The 18,342-nt window shown below is 34.3% G+C and carries 21 protein-coding genes and 1 other RNA gene; 7 read left to right on the top strand and 15 right to left on the bottom strand.

From position 1 onward, the window contains the following. Positions 1-3: 3 nt before the first annotated feature. The 7 genes from BUB95_RS01430 to BUB95_RS01400 all read right to left on the bottom strand — a co-directional run bounded on the left by BUB95_RS01430 (position 4) and on the right by BUB95_RS01400 (position 6,662). Positions 4-1,566: a protein adenylyltransferase SelO gene (locus BUB95_RS01430; RefSeq protein ID WP_073082035.1), complete on the bottom strand. Its 1,563-nt coding sequence runs from the start codon at positions 1,564-1,566 to the stop codon at positions 4-6. Next, on the bottom strand, positions 1,563-2,099 hold the full coding sequence (msrA, locus tag BUB95_RS01425; protein WP_073082033.1) for a peptide-methionine (S)-S-oxide reductase MsrA: 537 nt from the start codon (positions 2,097-2,099) through the stop codon (positions 1,563-1,565). The genes BUB95_RS01430 and msrA overlap by 4 nt, the downstream gene beginning before the upstream one ends. Continuing rightward, on the bottom strand, positions 2,092-2,550 hold the full coding sequence (gene msrB, locus BUB95_RS01420) for a peptide-methionine (R)-S-oxide reductase MsrB (RefSeq protein WP_073082030.1): 459 nt from the start codon (positions 2,548-2,550) through the stop codon (positions 2,092-2,094). Before msrB ends, msrA begins: the two co-directional genes overlap by 8 nt. A 289-nt stretch (positions 2,551-2,839) precedes the next feature. Then, on the bottom strand, positions 2,840-3,085 hold the full coding sequence (locus BUB95_RS01415; protein ID WP_073082027.1) for a GIY-YIG nuclease family protein: 246 nt from the start codon (positions 3,083-3,085) through the stop codon (positions 2,840-2,842). A gap of 240 nt (positions 3,086-3,325) precedes the next feature. Then, positions 3,326-3,721: a transfer-messenger RNA gene (gene ssrA / locus BUB95_RS01410) on the bottom strand. A gap of 88 nt (positions 3,722-3,809) precedes the next feature. Further along, positions 3,810-5,549 carry a thiamine pyrophosphate-dependent enzyme gene (locus tag BUB95_RS01405; protein WP_073082024.1) on the bottom strand — a complete coding sequence of 580 codons (1,740 nt, stop codon included), beginning with the start codon at positions 5,547-5,549 and terminating at the stop codon, positions 3,810-3,812. Positions 5,550-5,561: 12 nt separating this feature from the next. Next, the gene (locus BUB95_RS01400) at positions 5,562-6,662 is read right to left on the bottom strand and encodes a DNA topoisomerase IB (RefSeq protein WP_073082021.1); all 1,101 of its coding nucleotides are present in this window, start codon (positions 6,660-6,662) and stop codon (positions 5,562-5,564) included. A gap of 366 nt (positions 6,663-7,028) precedes the next feature. Here BUB95_RS01400 and BUB95_RS01390 point away from each other — a divergent pair, with 366 nt between their 5' ends. Together BUB95_RS01390 and BUB95_RS01385 are read left to right on the top strand one after the other, a co-directional pair. Continuing rightward, positions 7,029-7,244: a hypervirulence associated TUDOR domain-containing protein gene (locus tag BUB95_RS01390; RefSeq protein WP_073082015.1), complete on the top strand. Its 216-nt coding sequence runs from the start codon at positions 7,029-7,031 to the stop codon at positions 7,242-7,244. A gap of 52 nt (positions 7,245-7,296) precedes the next feature. Next, the gene (locus tag BUB95_RS01385; protein ID WP_073082012.1) at positions 7,297-8,505 is read left to right on the top strand and encodes an NAD(P)-dependent oxidoreductase; all 1,209 of its coding nucleotides are present in this window, start codon (positions 7,297-7,299) and stop codon (positions 8,503-8,505) included. Here BUB95_RS01385 and BUB95_RS01380 read toward each other — a convergent pair. The 7 genes from BUB95_RS01380 to BUB95_RS01350 all read right to left on the bottom strand — a co-directional run bounded on the left by BUB95_RS01380 (position 8,484) and on the right by BUB95_RS01350 (position 12,823). After that, on the bottom strand, positions 8,484-9,137 hold the full coding sequence (locus BUB95_RS01380; RefSeq protein ID WP_083573290.1) for a DUF1361 domain-containing protein: 654 nt from the start codon (positions 9,135-9,137) through the stop codon (positions 8,484-8,486). The two genes, BUB95_RS01385 and BUB95_RS01380, sit on opposite strands and share 22 nt — an antisense overlap. After that, entirely contained in the window at positions 9,134-9,514 is a 381-nt protein-coding gene (locus BUB95_RS01375) for a ribosomal maturation YjgA family protein (protein WP_073082010.1), read from the bottom strand. The genes BUB95_RS01380 and BUB95_RS01375 overlap by 4 nt, the downstream gene beginning before the upstream one ends. Further along, positions 9,511-9,822: a hypothetical protein gene (locus tag BUB95_RS01370; protein ID WP_143185550.1), complete on the bottom strand. Its 312-nt coding sequence runs from the start codon at positions 9,820-9,822 to the stop codon at positions 9,511-9,513. The genes BUB95_RS01375 and BUB95_RS01370 overlap by 4 nt, the downstream gene beginning before the upstream one ends. A gap of 69 nt (positions 9,823-9,891) precedes the next feature. Beyond that, positions 9,892-11,283: a cell envelope integrity protein CreD gene (gene creD / locus BUB95_RS01365; RefSeq protein ID WP_073082004.1), complete on the bottom strand. Its 1,392-nt coding sequence runs from the start codon at positions 11,281-11,283 to the stop codon at positions 9,892-9,894. A 75-nt stretch (positions 11,284-11,358) separates the two neighbouring features. Further along, complete coding sequence (locus tag BUB95_RS01360; protein ID WP_073082001.1) at positions 11,359-11,652, bottom strand: winged helix-turn-helix domain-containing protein; 294 nt, start codon at positions 11,650-11,652, stop codon at positions 11,359-11,361. 6 nt (positions 11,653-11,658) lie between these two features. After that, entirely contained in the window at positions 11,659-11,946 is a 288-nt protein-coding gene (locus tag BUB95_RS01355; protein ID WP_073081998.1) for a hypothetical protein, read from the bottom strand. A gap of 268 nt (positions 11,947-12,214) precedes the next feature. Further along, a complete protein-coding gene (locus BUB95_RS01350; RefSeq protein WP_073081995.1) occupies positions 12,215-12,823 on the bottom strand; it encodes a hypothetical protein in 609 nt (202 codons plus the stop codon). A 111-nt stretch (positions 12,824-12,934) separates the two neighbouring features. On the opposite strand from BUB95_RS01350, the gene BUB95_RS01345 reads away from it, so the two are divergent. Beyond that, complete coding sequence (locus BUB95_RS01345) at positions 12,935-13,270, top strand: hypothetical protein (protein ID WP_073081991.1); 336 nt, start codon at positions 12,935-12,937, stop codon at positions 13,268-13,270. A gap of 7 nt (positions 13,271-13,277) precedes the next feature. Then, the gene (locus BUB95_RS01340; protein WP_073081988.1) at positions 13,278-13,661 is read left to right on the top strand and encodes a DUF1801 domain-containing protein; all 384 of its coding nucleotides are present in this window, start codon (positions 13,278-13,280) and stop codon (positions 13,659-13,661) included. Here the strand turns inward: BUB95_RS01340 and kdsA are convergent. Further along, entirely contained in the window at positions 13,651-14,469 is an 819-nt protein-coding gene (gene kdsA / locus BUB95_RS01335) for a 3-deoxy-8-phosphooctulonate synthase (RefSeq protein WP_073081985.1), read from the bottom strand. The two genes, BUB95_RS01340 and kdsA, sit on opposite strands and share 11 nt — an antisense overlap. 316 nt (positions 14,470-14,785) lie before the next feature. Here kdsA and typA point away from each other — a divergent pair, with 316 nt between their 5' ends. The 3 genes from typA to BUB95_RS01320 all read left to right on the top strand — a co-directional run bounded on the left by typA (position 14,786) and on the right by BUB95_RS01320 (position 18,315). After that, positions 14,786-16,585, top strand: a complete 1,800-nt coding sequence (gene typA / locus BUB95_RS01330; RefSeq protein ID WP_073081983.1) for a translational GTPase TypA — start codon at positions 14,786-14,788, stop codon at positions 16,583-16,585. A 106-nt stretch (positions 16,586-16,691) separates the two neighbouring features. Continuing rightward, a complete protein-coding gene (locus BUB95_RS01325) occupies positions 16,692-16,931 on the top strand; it encodes a uroporphyrinogen decarboxylase (RefSeq protein WP_073081980.1) in 240 nt (79 codons plus the stop codon). Positions 16,932-17,016: 85 nt separating this feature from the next. Continuing rightward, positions 17,017-18,315 (top strand): O-antigen translocase, encoded by a 1,299-nt coding sequence (locus BUB95_RS01320; protein ID WP_073081978.1) that lies wholly within the window; start codon positions 17,017-17,019, stop codon positions 18,313-18,315. Positions 18,316-18,342: the final 27 nt, after the last annotated feature.

The raw sequence follows: 18,342 nt of genomic DNA, 5'->3' as shown, positions 1-18,342 counted from the left end.
AAGTTATGAACTGCAAGATAACATAGAACAACCAATTTTGTGTCTTGCCCATTCCGGACGTTTGGCAAACCATTTTTCGTTTTCGGGTTGTTCAGAATAGGGTTGTTTTAAAAGATTGAAGAGCTCGTCAATGCGTTTGTAATCGCCTTTATCAGCATCATCAATAGCTAATTGCGCCATATAATTTCTAAGCACGTATTTTGGGTTTACGGCGTTCATCTTCATTTTTCTGTCAGAATCGGACATTGATTCCTTTTCTAATCTAAACTGGTAACGGTCAAACCAATCTTGCCATTGTTGTTTTATATTTCCATTAATTTCGTTTGGTTTGTAAAAAGCGTCTTTAATTACTTCTAATCCAATTGTTGAATTATCTTTCTTGAAATTACTTAGGTTTCTGAAGAAAATAGTCATATCCGTTTCAGATAATTGCAAAATATCTTCTAAATCTTGAATCAATTTCAAGTCCTTTTCATCAACTTCAAACAAACCTAATTTCGATTTCATCATCTCGAAAGATTTCTTTTCAAAGCCCAATTTATAATTTTCGAGAATAGTTTCAAGAGGTTTTGTGTCTTCAATTAGTGGATAAAGTGCATTGGCGAGTTGGTATAAATTCCAGAGTCCAATATTGGGTTGGTTGGCAAAACGGTAACGTTTGTTTTGAGTGTCTGTGGTATTAGGCGTCCAGCCAAAATCGAAACCTTCTAGCCAGCCATATGGTCCATAGTCAATGGTCAAGCCAAGAATAGACATATTATCGGTATTCATTACACCATGCACGAATCCTACACGTTGCCAATGGATTACCATATCTAAAGTGCGTTGCATGACTTCATTAAAAAACTGAATATAAGTCACTTTTGAAGGTGTTCCTAAATGACTGAAATGATGTTTTAAGGTATAATCGACAAGCGTTTTTAAAGTCTTATGGTCGCCACGCGCTGCAAAAATTTCATAATTTCCGAAGCGTAAAAATGAAGGAGAAATACGAGATACAATGGCACCTTTTTCAAAGGCTTGATTGCCATCATATAACATATCTCGTAATACGCTATCACCAGTTAAGGCTAATGATAAAGCACGTGTGGTTGGTACACCAAGATGATGCATCGCTTCACTACATAAATATTCTCTTATGGAAGAACGCAAAACCGCTAAACCATCACCTTGACGCGAATATGGTGTTTCGCCAGCACCTTTAAGCTGAATCGTCCATTGTTTGTTTTGATGTTCAACATCGAATAAATTGATAGCTCGACCATCGCCTAACTGTCCTGCCCAATTCCCGAACTGATGACCGCCGTAACACATGGCGTAAGGCGTAGTGTTTTCTAAAACTGTATTGCCGGTCATGATGTTTAAGAACGCCTTAGACTGTAAATCAGCCTCAGAAAAGACTAATTGACTTGCCATTTCTTTTGATACATGAATCAGTTTGGGCTTGGACGTTTTTTTTGGTTTTACATAACTAAAACAGGCTTCTTTTACTTGCCGTCTAGAATTTTCTTGTATCGGGTCAGCAGGAAGTTCTGTAGTGAAGTTATGTTTTATGTTGAGGTTCATTTTAACTTATCTGAATGTAATTTGCGAAGTTTCGCCAATTTTGGGTCAATTACAAAATTACAATAGCCATAATTAGGGTTATTTCTGTAAAAATCTTGATGCTCTTTTTCAGCTTCATAAAATTTATCTAATGGTGAAATTTCCGTTACAATAGGATTTTCATAATATGGCGCAATCTCTTTACAAACTACTTCTGCAATTTCTTTTTGATTTTCATCATGATAAAAAATGACCGAACGGTATTGTGTACCTCTATCAGCACCTTGTCTGTTTAAAGTTGTCGGGTCATGCGTCGTCATAAATATGACTAAAATATCTTCATACGAAATCACATTCGCATCAAAAGTAATTTGAATGACTTCGGCATGACCAGTTAATCCTGAGCATATTTCGCGATAGGTTGGATGTCCTGGTACATTTCCTCCAGAATATCCCGAAACTACTTTTTCGACGCCTTTTACTTCTTGGAACACCGCTTCGGTACACCAAAAACAGCCACCGCCAATTGTTGCTAATTGTATATTCTTACTCATTGATTTCTGCTTTTTCTAAAATCATAGATTCTGAATTTATGCAATAGCGTAAACCACTTGGTTCTGGTCCGTCAGGAAATACGTGTCCCAAATGCGCATCGCAGGTGTTACACATAACTTCTACACGTACCATTCCGTAAGAGGTATCCTTTTTGTATTTAATGGCGTTCTCTTTAATAGGTTGTGTAAAGCTTGGCCAGCCAGTGCCAGAACTAAACTTTATAGTAGAGTCAAATAATGGCGTGTCACAGCACACACAGTTGTATTTACCCTCATCGTAAGCGGTACAGAGCGCTCCGCTATGAGGAGCTTCTGTTCCCTTTTGTCTAGTGATTCTGTATTGCTCTGGAGTTAACTGTGATTTCCACTCAGATTCGGTTTTCTCGACGCGTTTATCTGGTTCTGGATTGCCGTTAACAGCAAAGTTGATGATGTCTTTCCAATTAAGCATAGTTCTTTTTTATGTAAAGATAATGACTCTATGTTGTTTTAGTTTGCTAACACTATCATAAAAATTAACAGAGACAAAAACCACAAAAGTATGACTATAGTTTATGGCTGTGCGCTTTAAAACATTACTTCTTCCAAGTACCGCCGTATTTGTAATGCGGATTGTTGGGTTTAATATTTAGCAAACAATGTTCGCAAACAAAAACCCATTCTTTGGGTTGTTTATATTGTACGCGAAATAGTGTTGAGAATTCGTTTTCGCAGATATGACAGTGTTTTTTGCGCATTGATTATACTAATCTTTTATTTCTAAAAGCAATTCCAGAACCTGATTTTAAATATCGTTCAAAGTCATAAGCTTTCTGTTTGTTCTCAAATTGAATAAGATTGGCTAATTTAATTGGAAGTCTGCTTTTGGTATAATGAACTTCTTTATTATTATGCGCTTTTAATCTGTTTTCAATATTTGTTGTGTAGCCAGTATAGTAGGTGTTATCTGAACATTTTAAGATGTAAACAGCGTAAGTTAGCTTCATTTTCGTATGAGATTATAACTATAAAGTTATGGAATATTGAGGACGTGTCCACCGAAGCTCTAATAATTTATATTAAAAAATTCCAAGCATTAAAAAGCCCTACTACGCTTTTCGTTTCCTCAAAGCTTTACCATTGGATGTGGACTAGTCCACCGAAGCTCTCCTAAAAAAAATAGGACTTTGACTAAGGGCTAAGTAAATATAAAAAAGCTCTCCTACGCACAAGGCTTCGGAGAGCGAAGGTGGAGTCGGAGAGAATCGAACTCTCGTCCAAACAAGTAACCAAAGGGCTTTCTACACGTTTAGTCTATTCTTATTTTTTCGATTATAAGCTGGCTAAAGACAACCTACTTACAACTTAGCTTCTAAATCTCGAAAACACGTCGAAGCGCCATGCTTTCTTAGTTAATTTTTACGATGCCTCTAAAAAGAACGCCACTAACCAAGGCTTTCTGGAGACATTTAGCCTTCCTACCTAGTAGGAATGAGCACGAATCTTACTGTAATTCAGATTATGCAGCTAAAGCGTAGTTATTCTCGCCGTTTAAAATTTGGTCTAGCCTTTTACGTGTTTCAAAACCATTACACGACGTGCTTACCATTTAATTAATCTCGCTGTCAAAACCAGTCGACCCCATTAAATAATAAAGGACGGCGAAGTTACAAAAAAAGTTGTGCAACCTCTTAAATCCACCAAATTATTAAGCAAAAATTATTCCAAAAATTAATCAAAATAAGCTTCGATTTCTTGCTTAATGTTTTCCCATTGGCGCTTATCTCCGTTTATAGCTTTTGCTAATTCTTTTATTTTAGAGATACCAAATCCTTTGGCTTCTTCAAATCCAATTTTTGGCGGCAAAGCTAGCTCTGCATTTGTTACAACAGCGTCTATTATAAAAGGTTTTGTTGCATTTTTTGCTTGTATAATGGCATCTTCAATATCCTTTGCATGCGTAACACGTACGCCATCTCCACCACAAAGTTTCGCATAGTCTGCGAAATTAAAATTATTGACATCTAGCGCATCCATATTTGGTGCTAGCCCTGCTTCTTCCATTTCAATTTTAACAAAACCTAATTGCGAATTATTGAATACAATAATTTTTATTGGTAAATTATACTTCACGGCTGTACTAAAATCTTGTAAAGACATATTAAAAGCACCGTCGCCAATTAATCCCCAAACTTCGCGGTTGGGATACTGAAGTTGTGCACCAATTGCTGCAGGTAATCCAACAGCCATTGAACCATGATTGAATGACCCTATTATTCTTCTATCCGAATGAAAATTCATAAAATTAGATGCCCAAATGGCGGCTGTACCCGTATCGATTGTAAAGATTGCAGCGTCTGAAGCGTGGTCACTTGCTAATCTTGCAAAAATGTGCGGATGCAGTGGTTCCATGTCTCTTGATGGGTCAGCTTTTTTGGTATTAGACTTTTTCCAAGATTTAAAACTGTCTACAAGTTCATCAACAAATTCAGAATTTAATTTTTCATTACAAAGCGGAATTAAAGCCTCTAGGGTTTCTTTAATATGGCCGTGTAGTCCATAATCTACTGCAGTTCTATTTCCAATATTTTCGGCTCGGACGTCAATCTGCACAGTTTTTGTTTTATCAGGTAAAAAATCCGTGTACGGAAAATCTGTACCTAACATGATTAATAAATCTGATTTCATTACACCTTTGTAACCAGCGGGATTTCCTATTAGTCCCGTTAGTCCAACAACATTTTCTGTACTATGGTCAAAAATATCGCTAGCACGCAGTGAATGTGTTATAGGTGCTTTTAGCTTTTTGGCAAAATCGAGAACAATAGTTTTAGCATTTCTACAACCTGCTCCAGCTAATATTCCAACAATTTCTGCTTCGTTAATAGCTTTTGCCACTTGTAATAATGCATTCTGATTAGGAACAAGTGTACTAGACGACCTGAATGTTTTGTGAACAAAGTTTTGATTCTTGGCACTCATTTTGGCAATATCTGCTGGCAGCTCAATACGACAAACGCATTTTCTGTTAATTGCAATTCGGATGGCGCGAGATATAACTCTTGGTGCTTCTTCAGGAGATCTGATGACGGCTTGGTGTTCACAGATATCATCAAATATCTTAGTTAAATCAGCCTCTTGATGGTAGTTAGTTCCTAAATGCTCTACAGGTACTTGTCCAGTAATCGCAATAACAGGTGAGCGTTCTTTTTTAGCATTATACAAACCGTTAACAAGATGTAGCGCACCAGGACCAACTGTACTAGCACATACGCCAAAATTTTCTCCTAGTTCGCCTTGAGCAAAGGCGGCATAGGAGGCATTACCTTCATGATTTACGCCAATCCATTGTATGTCATCTTGTTCGCCTATTGCAGTTACTAATGGATTTAAGGCATCACCTGCAACACCAAAAATGTGTTTTACGCCTTCATTTTTTAATATGTCTAATAGTTGTTCTGATACATTCATGATTTATATTTTTTAAGTTGTAAGAAAACTAGGTACATAGTTTTCGATTAATTGTAATACGGCTTGTTCTGATGCAGAAAGGTGATTTTTTTCCTCAAGATTCTTGTAAGTGTCAAAATCTTCTTGAATTGTACCTGTTAAAAACTTATTTATTAAGGCAGGATGCACATAATATTTTCTGCAAATATTTCTTGTATTCCCTAAAGCTTCGGAAGTTTTATCGAGTGCTTTAAGAATTCTTTTTTTTCTTTTCTTTTTCTTTTTAGGAAGTCCTAAATCGTATAATGATTCAAAGAAAATAACGGTAGCCGCCCATGTTCTAAAATCTTTTGCGGTATAAATATCTTCGGTGATATTATGGAGGTAATCATTAATCATTCCGCTTTCTAGCGTTTGCTTTTCATTATTTTCGTCATAATATTTAAAGAGTTCCCATCCTGGAATTTCTTCACATTGATTTACCAGCTTTATTAATTTATCATCATTCAATTCAATATTATGTTCTTTTCCTTTTTTACCTATGAAATGAAACGTTATAGAATCTTTTTGATGGTAGATATGTTTTTTTCTTAAAGTAGAAAGACCATATGTTTTATTTTTCTTGGCATACTGGTTATTTCCTATGCGAATATGTGTCTCTTCCATAAGATTAATTACAAGTGCAATAGTCTTTGTAATTGGCCAACCTTCTTGGTTAATGTCCGCATTAATTTTTTCTCTAATTTTAGGGAGTTGCTTCCCAAAGGATGCCATTTTAAAAAACTTAGTCTGATTTCTTATTCTCTTCCAAAGTTCGTGGTAGATGTATTGTTTTCTTTGCTTATCATCTCTACCTACGGCTTGTAAATGGCCCTGGGATGTTTTTGCAATCTTGACTTTTTTCCAGATAGGAGGAATGGCTAATAGTTCGATTCTGTCTATTTCTTTTTTATCAGAAATAGGTTTATTCGCTGACAGATAGACAAATCCTTTTTTCCCTGCTTTTCTTTTTATGACCAAAGCAGAAGCATCTACATAAACCAAATCAAATACATTAATTACTTCCTCAGGTTCTTTGATAAGGCTATAGACAAAATCAAGATTTTGATATTTTCTTAGTTTTTTTCTTTTCAAGAAATAAATTATTGGTTGAAAATTTCAGTTTGTACTTTTGGCCTATTTCAAATAATTGTATGAAAAAATTAACGCAACTATAAGTATAGCTAATGCTACTACTACAAATCTTGTTGTAAAGATTGTTTTCTTATCTTTTTGAAAAATGTAATCTCTTCTTTCTTCGTCTTCCTCTTTAATGAATTTCATATTGTTTAATGTTATGGTTAATTGGTTAAACAATTTATATTAATTTTGTGTAAAACGAAATTTTCGACGGTATTTAACAAAAGAATAATAGTCTTTGCTAAAAAATGTTAATTAAAATTTTAGGATAGAATTAGTAAATAAATTCTTTAGCATCTGTTATTTTAGAAACAAAACATTATGATTAAACAAGGAACAGAAGTAAAATGGAAATGGGGAAATGGAACAGCAACTGGTAAAGTAAAAGAAGCTTATGCCGAATCTGTTACAAAAACTATTCAAGGCAATGAAATTACTCGCAAAGGTGAATCTGGAAATAAAGCACTTCTTATCATCCAAGATGATGGAACCGAAGTTTTAAAAAGCGAAAGCGAGGTAGAGCGCGTTGATTCTTAAAAATATTTGTTCTACCGTTTTATAATCTTAATTTTGGCTGAAATTATTTTGTATGAAATTCGCCATAATCAAAGAACGTAAAAATCCGCCTGACCGTCGTGTTGTATTTTCACCAGAAAAATTAGCCGAGGCTCGTGCGCAGTTCCCTAATGCCGAATTCATGGTAGAATCGTCTGATATCCGAATTTTTCCTGACATAGCCTATGCCGATTTGGGTTTTAAAGTGACAGATGATGTCAGCGATGCCGATGTAATGATTGGTGTAAAAGAAGTGCCAATAGACCATTTAATTCCGAATAAAAAATATTTCTATTTCTCACATACCATAAAAAAGCAACCTTATAACCGAAAGCTACTCCAAGCTATGTTAGATAAGGGCATAGAAATGTATGACCATGAAACTATTGTAAAGCGAAGCGGAGCACGTTTAATTGGTTTTGGCCGCTATGCTGGCTTAGTTGGCGCATATAATGGTTTTAGAGCCTTAGGTTTGCGAGACGGATTATTCAATCTACCAAAAGTTGAAAGTCTTTCTGATTTAGACGCTGTAAAAGCCGAACTTGATAAAATCATACTTCCGAATATAAAAATATTACTTACAGGAACAGGAAAAGTGGCCTATGGTGCAAAAGAAATTTTAGACCATTTGGGTATAAAGCAAGTCAGTGATGCATTGTATCTCACTTCAGAATTTACAGAACCTGTTTATTGTATGGCAGATGTTATGGAATATGCCAAACGCAAAGACGGAAAAGTAGGTGAGAAGTACGCATTTTACAAAGACCCAAGTGGTTACGAGAGTAATTTTATGCCGTACGCCAAACAAACCGATTATTTTATAGCTGGTCATTTTTATGGTGATGGCGCTCCGTATTTATTCACTAGGCAAGATGCTAAACATCCTGATTTCAGAATAAATTTAGTGGCTGACGTAAGTTGCGATATTGATGGTCCAGTGGCAAGTACTATTCGCCCATCGACTATTGCAGACCCTTTTTATGGTTACAACCCACAAACTGAAGCAGAAGTTGCTTTTAACGCCAATGACGCAATCACCGTTATGGCAGTAGATAATTTGCCATGCGAACTTCCAAAAGACGCTAGTGAAGGTTTTGGAGATGCATTTTTAGAGCATGTTATTCCTGCCTTTTTTAATGACGACAAAGATGGCATTTTACAGCGCGCTAAAATGACAACTTCGGACGGTAAATTGACTAAACGTTACAACTATCTTCAGGATTATGTAGATGGAAAGGAGTAGAGTTTTCTAAAGATTCTAAACCCAACATACAAGAAAATTCCAAATCCAAATGTAAACAACCAAGCTTCAGAGTTATTAAAAGGATTTGTAATCATTTCTAAGATATCCGAAAATAAACGTTGTGGTTTACTTAGTATTTCCCAAGAGTTGTAGCGTAGATATCTTCCTAAATAAACGCCAAAAGCACAAAGAAATACAATAACCGTCATCAGGTACTTTGTTTGTAGTTTTTTAAAGTGAAGGTTTAGCAATAGTCTCATGTCATTTAGAGATAAGAAGAATAACAATAGGCCTGTACCAGCAAAGGATAATATCACTAAGATATCTAACCATAGCATATACGAATTGCTTACGCGCAAATGCAGTAAATCTGTTATGATGTATGGCGCGTTGGGAAGAAATAATACCCAAACACAAAACCATAATATTAGTTTTAATCTATTTAGTTTTACAGAGCTTAAATACATAGTTATAGCATAAGGAACTATGGCTAGAACAATATTCCAAACTAGGAATAAGTAGAAAAATGACTTGTTTAGTTTTACACGAAGTATAAGTAATAGTCCGCTCATGCAGATGGCAGAAATTAATACAGATAAGGTGTCATATTTTTTTACAAGGAATCTTTTCATGCTAATCGTATGTGATAGTTTGTTTCAAAAATCAAAACAGTTATGATGCCTAAAGCGTAAGCTATCAAATCTGTAAACTGAAAAGTTGTACCAAAGACTAACTTTGCGAGGCTGTTATTATCTAAATTAAGTACCGCTAAGATTGAAGTGAGTTGAAGAAACTCAATTATAAAAGAAGTGATAAGGACTAAAATAGCACTTCGCCAAACACCTAAATCACTGATTCCTCTTAATCCGCAATATAAAAGGATAACAACGAGATAGTCGCCAAACGTGTGCCTTATAAATCCAGATTTAAGGAAGATAGCAATGCAAGCCTCGATTATAAATAGGGTAGTTGCAAATGCGAGATAACGTATGTTTAATTTCAGCTTCATAATAGTAGTTTATGTCCAGGAAATGTAATGACCATATAGAAATATAGAATTGATATAGGAATATTGCACAGCATAATGGCTAAGGTTTTTAGGCCTTCAATTCTGTTGGTCTTATTAAGTAGTGTAGCGCCAAGAATTACTGCAAATAGTATAGTGTTGAAAATAAAGGCTATCACTATAAAGAAAATAGCGACATGTATTTGTACAGTAGATTCTCCAAAATATAGATAAAAGGCTAAAAGCATTGTGCCAATAAAAAAACTGAGTAAAGCAATTAGTCTTCCGGTAATATTGATGTTGTTCTTCATATCGCGTGTTAAATTAAACCTCGTTCATTTTGATGATTCAAAAGCGGAACGAGGCTAACCACCAACTAATTAATCGTTATGCCAATCTATTTTTCGTGATACAAACATGACACTTGCTAGAATTAAGAAAAGCCCAATACTGCCTACTAATAAGGCATAATTCTCTAATTGAATAATCACATATATAAAAGCATATAAGGCAGATAATGAAACACCTATAAAGCTCGAAAACTTAAAACTCTTCAAAATAGATTTAGAGTAAAGCGTAATTAGAGTTACTACTGAGATTCCTGCAACTAAGTAGGCTTTTAAGAAATTACTATGCTCGGAAATGGAAACTAATAAGGTGTAGAACATGGTTAACGCCAATCCAATCATTAAATATTGAAAAGGGTGAATATGAATCTTGCTCATGGTTTGAATAAGAAAGAAAATTAGAAATGTGAGTCCAATAACTAGAAAACCATACTTAGCCGAACGTTCACTTTTTTGATATTCGTCAACCATAACCATAAACTTTGTACCAAAAGCAAAGCGATTAAGGTTTGGAATAGAATTTAAGTGTTGCTGAGAAAAAGCACGATTTATTTGAAGCACTTTCCAATCGGCCTTAAAGCCATCTTTTGTAATTGTTTTTGTCTCGTCATTAGGCAAGTAATTACCAACAAAACTTGGGTCAGCCCAGTTAGATTCCATGGACATAGTTGTTGTTTTTCCGATAGGGATGATGTCTATTTGTTCACTACCATTAAAGGCCATTTTAATACTAAAAGCATCGTCAATAGTATCACTAAGTTGTTTTGCGTTTATAAATCCAGATTCTAAAACATCTAAATTTGATTGTTTATTTGAGTTGTCTGAATTGAAATTAGTTTGAAAGCTGTATGAGGCGTCATTTAACTTCAATACCATTTCGCTCTTAATACCTTTAAGATTTGATGTTTTTATGATAACTGTAGCCTTCTCCCATATTATATCCTCTTCTTTGATGTCTTTAGAACTTAAATCTGTAGGAATAAAATGACCTGAAAAATCCATTTTTGTTGTAAATACAGCAGATTCAAAGTTTCCTCGATTTAATGTTTTGGAGTTTACAGTGACATCGGCGTCAAGTTTTTCGGGAAATACATACGCGTGTTTAATAAAAGTTTTAGTTTCTGTGAGATAAGTCTTTGTGGTTTCGTTATAAGTTTTTGTCTCTGTATAAGTTTTATAAGGGATTTTAAGCATAGGGCCATAAACTAAAACGTTGTTTCCCCATTTTCCGTTTATTTCTCTTACGACATCAGACTGTCTGTAGGAACGTTCTCTAATTAAACTGTTGATGTATGAAAGAGGTATCAGAAGTATAATGACCAAAAATCCAACCATGAGCATACGAGCGGTGATTGACGTTTTTAACCAATTAGTGAATTTGTTTTGTGTTGTTTGATTTTGCTGAGGTGTGTTTGATTGTTCCATTTAATTAAAAATTTAAACATTAAAAGTACTTTGTATTTCAAAGTAAATACGTAAAAAAATAGATTTTGGTTTTTATTAAGTCTTTTTTATTAGTTTTTCTAGTGCATTAATGTGTTTTTTAAATTCGGATTTTCCCAATTTAGTTACACTATAACGCGTGTTTGGTTTCTTACCAATAAATTGTTTTTCTATTAAAATATATTCTGCTTTTTCTAGGGCTTTGGTATGGCTTGCAAGATTACCATCAGTTGCCCCTAATAACTCTTTTAGTGTATTAAAATCGGCATACTCATTAACCATGAGCACAGACATGATACCCAGACGAATGCGATGGTCAAATAATTTATTTATGTTAGTGATTATGCTCATTAATCTTTAGCTTCCTGCTATTGGTGACCCAAAAATGCCTACAGCCATTTCAATCCACAAAAGTACTAATCCGATAATGATAATTGCGATTAAAATAGTTTTGTGAGTTTTATTCTTTAAAAAATGTTTTACAATTTCAATAGATAGGGCAGTAGCAGATAATAAGAGACCAGCGATGACAAAATCGTTTAGTTGCCAATTCACTTCATTTGTAAACTGCATTGCTAAAAAAGGAATAGTTAATATTACTAATATTCCAACGATGTATAACGAAACCCTTTTTTTAATAACCATGATAATTAATCTTTTATATAATATCTTTTAGAGAATCCAATTAGTATGTGGATTACCAATATTACATTTAATATTATCCATAAATAATATGATATATATGCAATTCTTTCCAACCATGTCATACCACCAAAGCTAAAATAAGCTCCTTTTGACGAGTCCCAATTATCTTCGTAATTAATTAAAATTAAACCTATGAGTGCCCATAATATCTAGTCTATTACAATGATTGTAAATACCCAACCTATAATATTTAGTAATTTCAATTTTTTTATCTATCATATTTAAAATACATCCAAGTCCCATAAACAATGTGCATTATTCCAAAACCTAAAACCCAAAGCCAAAATCCATAACCTGGATAGTAACTTGCGATTAAGCCTAAAATAATTTCGGTATAACCTAAATATTTTATGTCTCCTAAACTATATTTTGAGGCACTTACTAAGGCCAATCCATAAAAAACAAGCATTAATCCGGCTGTTTGTCCGTACCTTCCTTGGCTTAAAATTATGAGGCAATAAATTCCACCAACAACTAAAGGAACTAAAAAATTTATAAGCAACCGTTTTGAAGAACTATCCCAAATTTTTTCATTGTTCTTTTTTGCCTTCCTTGTTGTCAAAATAATACCAGTGACAATGCTAAAAAAGGCTACAGCTGCTAAAACAACCATACATAACCAAAATACCTTGCCGTGAAAAATGTACAATGTTCCATTGCTGTAAGTTTCAACTAGCCAATATGTTGCTGCAGCTCCTATTAAGGCATAAATGCCAGCTAATATTCCTGATAAACCGCTTAGAGAAATAAACCGTGAAGATTTATTCATAAGATTTTTAATCTCACTAATGTCTTTTAGATAGTCTTCGTTGCTCATAATAAAAGTACTTTGAAATACAAAGTAAAATAAAAAGAATAGAACTAACAAATCTATTTCAGAAGATTTTAACTAATTTTAAGCTATCTAACTTTTAAAATCAAAAACATTATGGGATTACTTTTAACGATTGCATGTATTTCAGGTGGAATCTTACTAGGATTAGCAACATTAGATAAATGGGATGGAGAAGCTAATTTTTTTAATAAAATAGCAGGATATTTAGTGCCGTTTCAAACCGTAATTGGTGGTGCATTAATATTCTTTGGTATATGGTATTTTTGGGGTAATTTGCTCTATACAGCTGTAGAGCTTGTTGGAGGATTATTGTTATTAACTCATGTTATTAAGGTGGAGTCTATTAAAAAAATATCTGCCAAACTTATGCCATTTAAGGCTATAGTAGGAATTGCTTTAATAGTAATTGGAATTTTAAGGCTGTTCTAAATCAGTAATGAAACCTGCTGAAGACTATATACTAAAACAGGAAGAGCCATTCAAATCTATATTGTTACAACTTCAGTCTGTTATTGAAGCTATTTTACCTGAGCCAGAATTATTATACAAGTGGCGGATTCCGTTTTATTACAACAACGATTTGCCTGTTTGTTATCTTAATCAATCAAAAAACTATGTGGATTTAGCCTTTTGGCATGGCGACAAATTAACTGAGTATAGAGAACATTTTGTAACCGAAAACAGAAAGTCCGTAACGTCATTGCGTTACAAATTGGTTGAAGATATTAATGATGAGGTTATTCAATATGTTTTAGAAGAACAACTGCGAATTAATATCAATCCATTTAAGCTTACAAGAGTAGGTAAGGCTAAAAATTAGTAACTACTTTTCTAATAGCAGTCAGATTTGTCAATAAGCTTTCCAAATTATCCAGGTGTAACATATTGGCACCATCACTTTTTGCATTAGCTGGGTCAAAATGTGTTTCGATGAATAAACCATCTACATTATTTACAACGCCAGCGCGAGCAATGGTTTCTATCATATCTGGTCGGCCACCAGTAACTCCAACAGATTGATTTGGTTGTTGAAGGGAATGCGTAACATCTAGAACAGTAGGCGCATACTCGCGCATCGTTGGTATGCCTCTAAAATCTACAATCATATCTTGGTAGCCAAACATGGTGCCACGGTCTGTAATCCAAGCGTGTTCGTTTCCAGCATCTTTTACCTTTTGTACGGCATGCTTCATGGCTTCGGGACTCATAAATTGTCCTTTTTTTAGGTTGACAGTTTTTCCTGTTTCTGCTGCCGCTACAACTAAATCAGTTTGGCGTACGAGGAATGCAGGAATTTGAAGTACATCTACATATTCTGCAGCCATGTCAGCATCTGATGCTTCATGGATATCAGTCACCGTTGGTACATCAAAAGTTTCGGAGACTTTACGAAGAATTTTTAGTGCCTTTTCATTGCCAATGCCCGTAAAACTATCAATTCGGCTGCGGTTGGCTTTTTTAAAACTTCCTTTAAACACGTAAGGAATTTCTAATTTATCTGTAATAGAAATAACTTTTTCGGCAATACGTAATGCCATGTCTTCGCCTTCGATTGCGCATGGGCCACAGAGTAAAAAGAAGTTATCTGAATTTACGTGTTTTATGTTTGGTATGTTTTGAAGTGCCATGATGAAACCTTTAAAATTACGATGCAAATATACCATAAGTTTCGAGTTTAAATAACATAAGTTAGTGCGTTCGCGTTAGCGATGGCAGCGGCATCCTTTTTATGCCTTTGGATAATTGAATCTAATTTTGACTGAAAAATTTTATTTGTTTTCTACCTTCTGAAAATGAATAAATTAAGCATAAAAAGATACAGCGGACAGCGCGGTCATCTGAAGCTTTAGCGGAAGATGGAACGCCCAAAAAAGATACTGAAATAAGTTAAACAGATATCCAATTATTAAGCGTATCTTTGCACGCTTAAAATCAGCACCTATTATGGCGACTATTAAAAATATTGCAATTATTGCGCACGTTGACCACGGTAAAACCACCTTGGTAGATAAAATTATGTATCACTGTCAGTTATTCCGTGAAAACGAGAATACAGGCGATTTAATTTTGGATAACAACGATTTAGAGCGTGAAAGAGGAATTACAATTACTTCTAAAAACGTTTCGGTAATCTATAAAGACACTAAAATTAATATTATTGATACGCCTGGTCACGCCGATTTTGGTGGAGAAGTGGAGCGTGTTTTAAACATGGCCGATGGTGTGCTTTTATTGGTTGATGCTTTTGAAGGACCGATGCCACAAACGCGTTTTGTGTTACAAAAAGCGATTGATTTAGGGCTGAAACCTTGTGTAGTTATTAATAAAGTTGATAAGGAAAACTGTACACCAGATGAGGTACATGAAAAGGTGTTTGACTTAATGTTTGAGCTTGGTGCAGAAGAATGGCAGTTAGACTTCCCAACCGTTTATGGCTCGGCAAAAAACAACTGGATGAGTGAGGATTGGCAGAAACAAACTGAAAATATTGAGCCATTATTAGATATGGTGATTGAGCATATTCCTGAGCCAAAAATTGAAGAAGGAACAACGCAGATGTTAATTACATCTTTAGATTTTTCATCGTTTACAGGACGAATTGCAATCGGAAGATTAACAAGAGGAAACTTAAAAGTAAATCAGCAGATATCTTTGGTAAAGCGTGATGGCTCTATTGTAAAAAATAAGATTAAAGAATTACATACGTTTGAAGGTCTCGGTCGTAAGAAAGTAGACGAAGTAGTTGCTGGTGACATATGTGCTATTGTAGGTCTTGAAGGTTTTGAAATTGGTGATACTGTTGCCGATTTTGAAAATCCAGAAGGTTTAAAAACTATTGCTATTGATGAGCCTACGATGAGTATGTTGTTTACGATTAACGATAGTCCTTTCTTTGGTAAAGATGGAAAATTTGTAACGTCTAGACATATTAAAGACCGCTTAACTAAAGAACTTGAAAAGAATTTGGCATTACGAGTTGAAGAGACTGATAGTGCTGACAAGTTTATGGTTTTTGGTCGTGGTGTATTACACTTATCGGTTTTAATTGAGACGATGCGTCGCGAAGGCTACGAATTGCAAATCGGTCAGCCACAGGTAATCATTAAAGAAATTGATGGTGTAAAATGCGAGCCTTTTGAAGAAATGACTATTGATTTACCAGAGCACGTTTCTGGTAAAGCTATTGAAATGGTAACGATGCGTAAAGGTGAAATGCTAAGTATGGAAGCCAAAGGTGACCGTATGGTTTGTGAGTTCATAGTTCCTTCTCGAGGTATTATTGGTTTACGTAACCAATTATTAACTGCAACTGCTGGTGAGGCAATTATGGCACACCGATTTAAAGAATATCAACCACTAAAAGGTGGTATTCCTGAAAGACAAAATGGGTCGTTGGTATCTATGGAAAACGGACAGGCGATACCTTATTCTATTGATAAATTACAAGATCGTGGTAAGTTTTTTGTAGACCCAGGTGAAGATATATATGAAGGTCAGGTTATTGGCGAAAACTCTCGTGGAGATGATATGACGGTCAATGTTACCAAAACTAAAAAGTTGAGTAATGTACGTTCTTCTGGAGCAGATGATAAAGCTAAAATTGTACCAGCAATTAAGTTTAGTTTAGAAGAAGCTCTAGAATATATTCAGAAAGATGAATATGTTGAGGTGACTCCAAACCACTTAAGATTACGTAAGATTTTCTTGAAGGAAGTTGATCGTAAGCGTAACAAGATTCACTAGAATTTTAGAAATTCTAACATAAATATAAAAGAGAAATTTTAGCAATAGAATTTCTCTTTTTTCAGCTTAACTATTAATTGAAAATTACCGATTTCGCGGAAATAAGATGGAATTATTTGGAATAACAGGAACAGAATATGTAGGATATTTAGCATCATTTATGGTGTTATTGTCCTTTACGATGAAAGACGTAAAGAAGTTACGCCTAGTTAACATGTCTGGTTGTATTTTATTTATCATATACGGATTTTTAATGCCAACATTGAGAATTGGTTTGCCAATCATCATTGCAAATACTGCGATTTTTGCTGTAAATCTTTGTTACTTGATAAAGCCTTCTAAATAGTACAGTATTAATTTTTACGATGTTATGTTTGAAGTAAAGTTGTAAACGACTAGATTTGTTATCAACAAATATCTCCTAAATAGCATTGAAAAAATTCAATCGGTACATCAACACTAACGTATTATTTAATGTTGCTAGCCTAAACTCGTTTACCGTTGGCTTGAGAATTATAGCAGGATTGTTTACCTCTAAGTTTATAGCCATTTTTATCGGAGCGGAAGGTTTAGCTCTTATTGGTAATATTTCTAGTTTTCTTAAAGCAATACAGTCTTTCTCCGCATTAGGATTCTACAATGGCCTTGTTAAGTATATAGCAGAGTTTAAGGAAAAAAAAGAGGAGTTAAGTAAAGTGCTTTCTACGGCATTTTATATAGGCTTTTTAAGTACTATGGTTGCTGCATTGTGTTGTTATTACTTTGCTAGTTATATCAATTCATTCTTGTTTGGAGGAGCTGACTACACTTATGTCATAGAGATTTTAGCTTTTGTGCTTCCTCTTTATTCGTTAAATGCATTCTGTTTTGCTATAATGAATGGATACTCCAAGTATAAATTTTTGTTAGTTATTAATATTATTGGACAAATTGGAGGGCTTCTTATAACGCTATTACTTATTTGGCAAGATCGCATAGATGGGGCATTAGTGGCTATAGCTATTACACCTGGTCTCATTTTTTTAATAACACTTGTTGGTATTTTATTCAGAACGAGTTTAGTACCGTTTGTAAAAATTACCAGCGTTTCTTCGACTATGCTAAATAAACTAAGTCCATATTCTGTTATGGCTTTATCTAGTGCTGTAGCACTTCCAATAGTAATGATATTAATACGTAATTATATCATTGGCGAAATAGGTTTACAAGAGGCAGGTTATTGGGAAGCTATGAATCGAATATCTGATTATTATTTGATGTTTGTAAACTCTTTAATTGCTTTGTATCTAGTGCCAAAGTTGGCAAAAATTAATACGAAAAAAGATTTTAGAACTGAGGCACTTAGTTTTTACAAAACCCTTTTGCCATACTTTGCAGGTCTATTGATTGTTATGTATTTAACGAGAAAGTTTGTAGTAACATTAATTTTTTCAGAGGAGTTTCTACCAACCGGAGATTTGTTTATGTGGCAAATTCTAGGAGATTTTATTAGAGTTTTAGCAATGGTAATTGCTTACCAGTTTTTAGCTAAAAAGATGTTTAGTCATTTTATTATTCTGGAAGTATTTCTTTTTGTAACGCTCTATTTTTCGAGTATATATTTAATCGATGTTTTTGGTTTAGAAGGTGCTGTAATGGGGCACTTTTTTACACACTTATTGCATTTTGGAATCGTTATACTCATATTTAGTAGTTCACTCTTTGGAATAATTCCTGAAGACACTGTATAGCAAATCATTTAATTATTATATTTCTAG

This window comes from Winogradskyella jejuensis (assembly GCF_900129745.1).
Classification (GTDB): Bacteria; Bacteroidota; Bacteroidia; order Flavobacteriales; family Flavobacteriaceae; genus Winogradskyella; species Winogradskyella jejuensis.
This window is presented reverse-complemented; position numbering and strand designations above follow the sequence as displayed.

What these genes read in the sequence shown, in the direction of transcription:
- BUB95_RS01415 (WP_073082027.1), bottom strand. Translation starts at nt 3,085, where the DNA reads ATGAAGCTAACTTACGCTGTTTACATCTTAAAATGTTCAGATAACACC.
- BUB95_RS01360 (WP_073082001.1), bottom strand. Translation starts at nt 11,652, where the DNA reads ATGAGCATAATCACTAACATAAATAAATTATTTGACCATCGCATTCGT.
- BUB95_RS01405 (WP_073082024.1), bottom strand. Translation starts at nt 5,549, where the DNA reads ATGAATGTATCAGAACAACTATTAGACATATTAAAAAATGAAGGCGTA.
- typA (WP_073081983.1), top strand. Translation starts at nt 14,786, where the DNA reads ATGGCGACTATTAAAAATATTGCAATTATTGCGCACGTTGACCACGGT.
- BUB95_RS01375 (WP_073082010.1), bottom strand. Translation starts at nt 9,514, where the DNA reads ATGAAGCTGAAATTAAACATACGTTATCTCGCATTTGCAACTACCCTA.
- creD (WP_073082004.1), bottom strand. Translation starts at nt 11,283, where the DNA reads ATGGAACAATCAAACACACCTCAGCAAAATCAAACAACACAAAACAAA.
- kdsA (WP_073081985.1), bottom strand. Translation starts at nt 14,469, where the DNA reads ATGGCACTTCAAAACATACCAAACATAAAACACGTAAATTCAGATAAC.
- BUB95_RS01385 (WP_073082012.1), top strand. Translation starts at nt 7,297, where the DNA reads ATGAAATTCGCCATAATCAAAGAACGTAAAAATCCGCCTGACCGTCGT.
- BUB95_RS01380 (WP_083573290.1), bottom strand. Translation starts at nt 9,137, where the DNA reads ATGAAAAGATTCCTTGTAAAAAAATATGACACCTTATCTGTATTAATT.
- BUB95_RS01325 (WP_073081980.1), top strand. Translation starts at nt 16,692, where the DNA reads ATGGAATTATTTGGAATAACAGGAACAGAATATGTAGGATATTTAGCA.
- BUB95_RS01355 (WP_073081998.1), bottom strand. Translation starts at nt 11,946, where the DNA reads ATGGTTATTAAAAAAAGGGTTTCGTTATACATCGTTGGAATATTAGTA.
- BUB95_RS01370 (WP_143185550.1), bottom strand. Translation starts at nt 9,822, where the DNA reads ATGAAGAACAACATCAATATTACCGGAAGACTAATTGCTTTACTCAGT.
- msrA (WP_073082033.1), bottom strand. Translation starts at nt 2,099, where the DNA reads ATGAGTAAGAATATACAATTAGCAACAATTGGCGGTGGCTGTTTTTGG.
- msrB (WP_073082030.1), bottom strand. Translation starts at nt 2,550, where the DNA reads ATGCTTAATTGGAAAGACATCATCAACTTTGCTGTTAACGGCAATCCA.
- BUB95_RS01340 (WP_073081988.1), top strand. Translation starts at nt 13,278, where the DNA reads ATGAAACCTGCTGAAGACTATATACTAAAACAGGAAGAGCCATTCAAA.
- BUB95_RS01345 (WP_073081991.1), top strand. Translation starts at nt 12,935, where the DNA reads ATGGGATTACTTTTAACGATTGCATGTATTTCAGGTGGAATCTTACTA.
- BUB95_RS01390 (WP_073082015.1), top strand. Translation starts at nt 7,029, where the DNA reads ATGATTAAACAAGGAACAGAAGTAAAATGGAAATGGGGAAATGGAACA.
- BUB95_RS01350 (WP_073081995.1), bottom strand. Translation starts at nt 12,823, where the DNA reads ATGAGCAACGAAGACTATCTAAAAGACATTAGTGAGATTAAAAATCTT.
- BUB95_RS01430 (WP_073082035.1), bottom strand. Translation starts at nt 1,566, where the DNA reads ATGAACCTCAACATAAAACATAACTTCACTACAGAACTTCCTGCTGAC.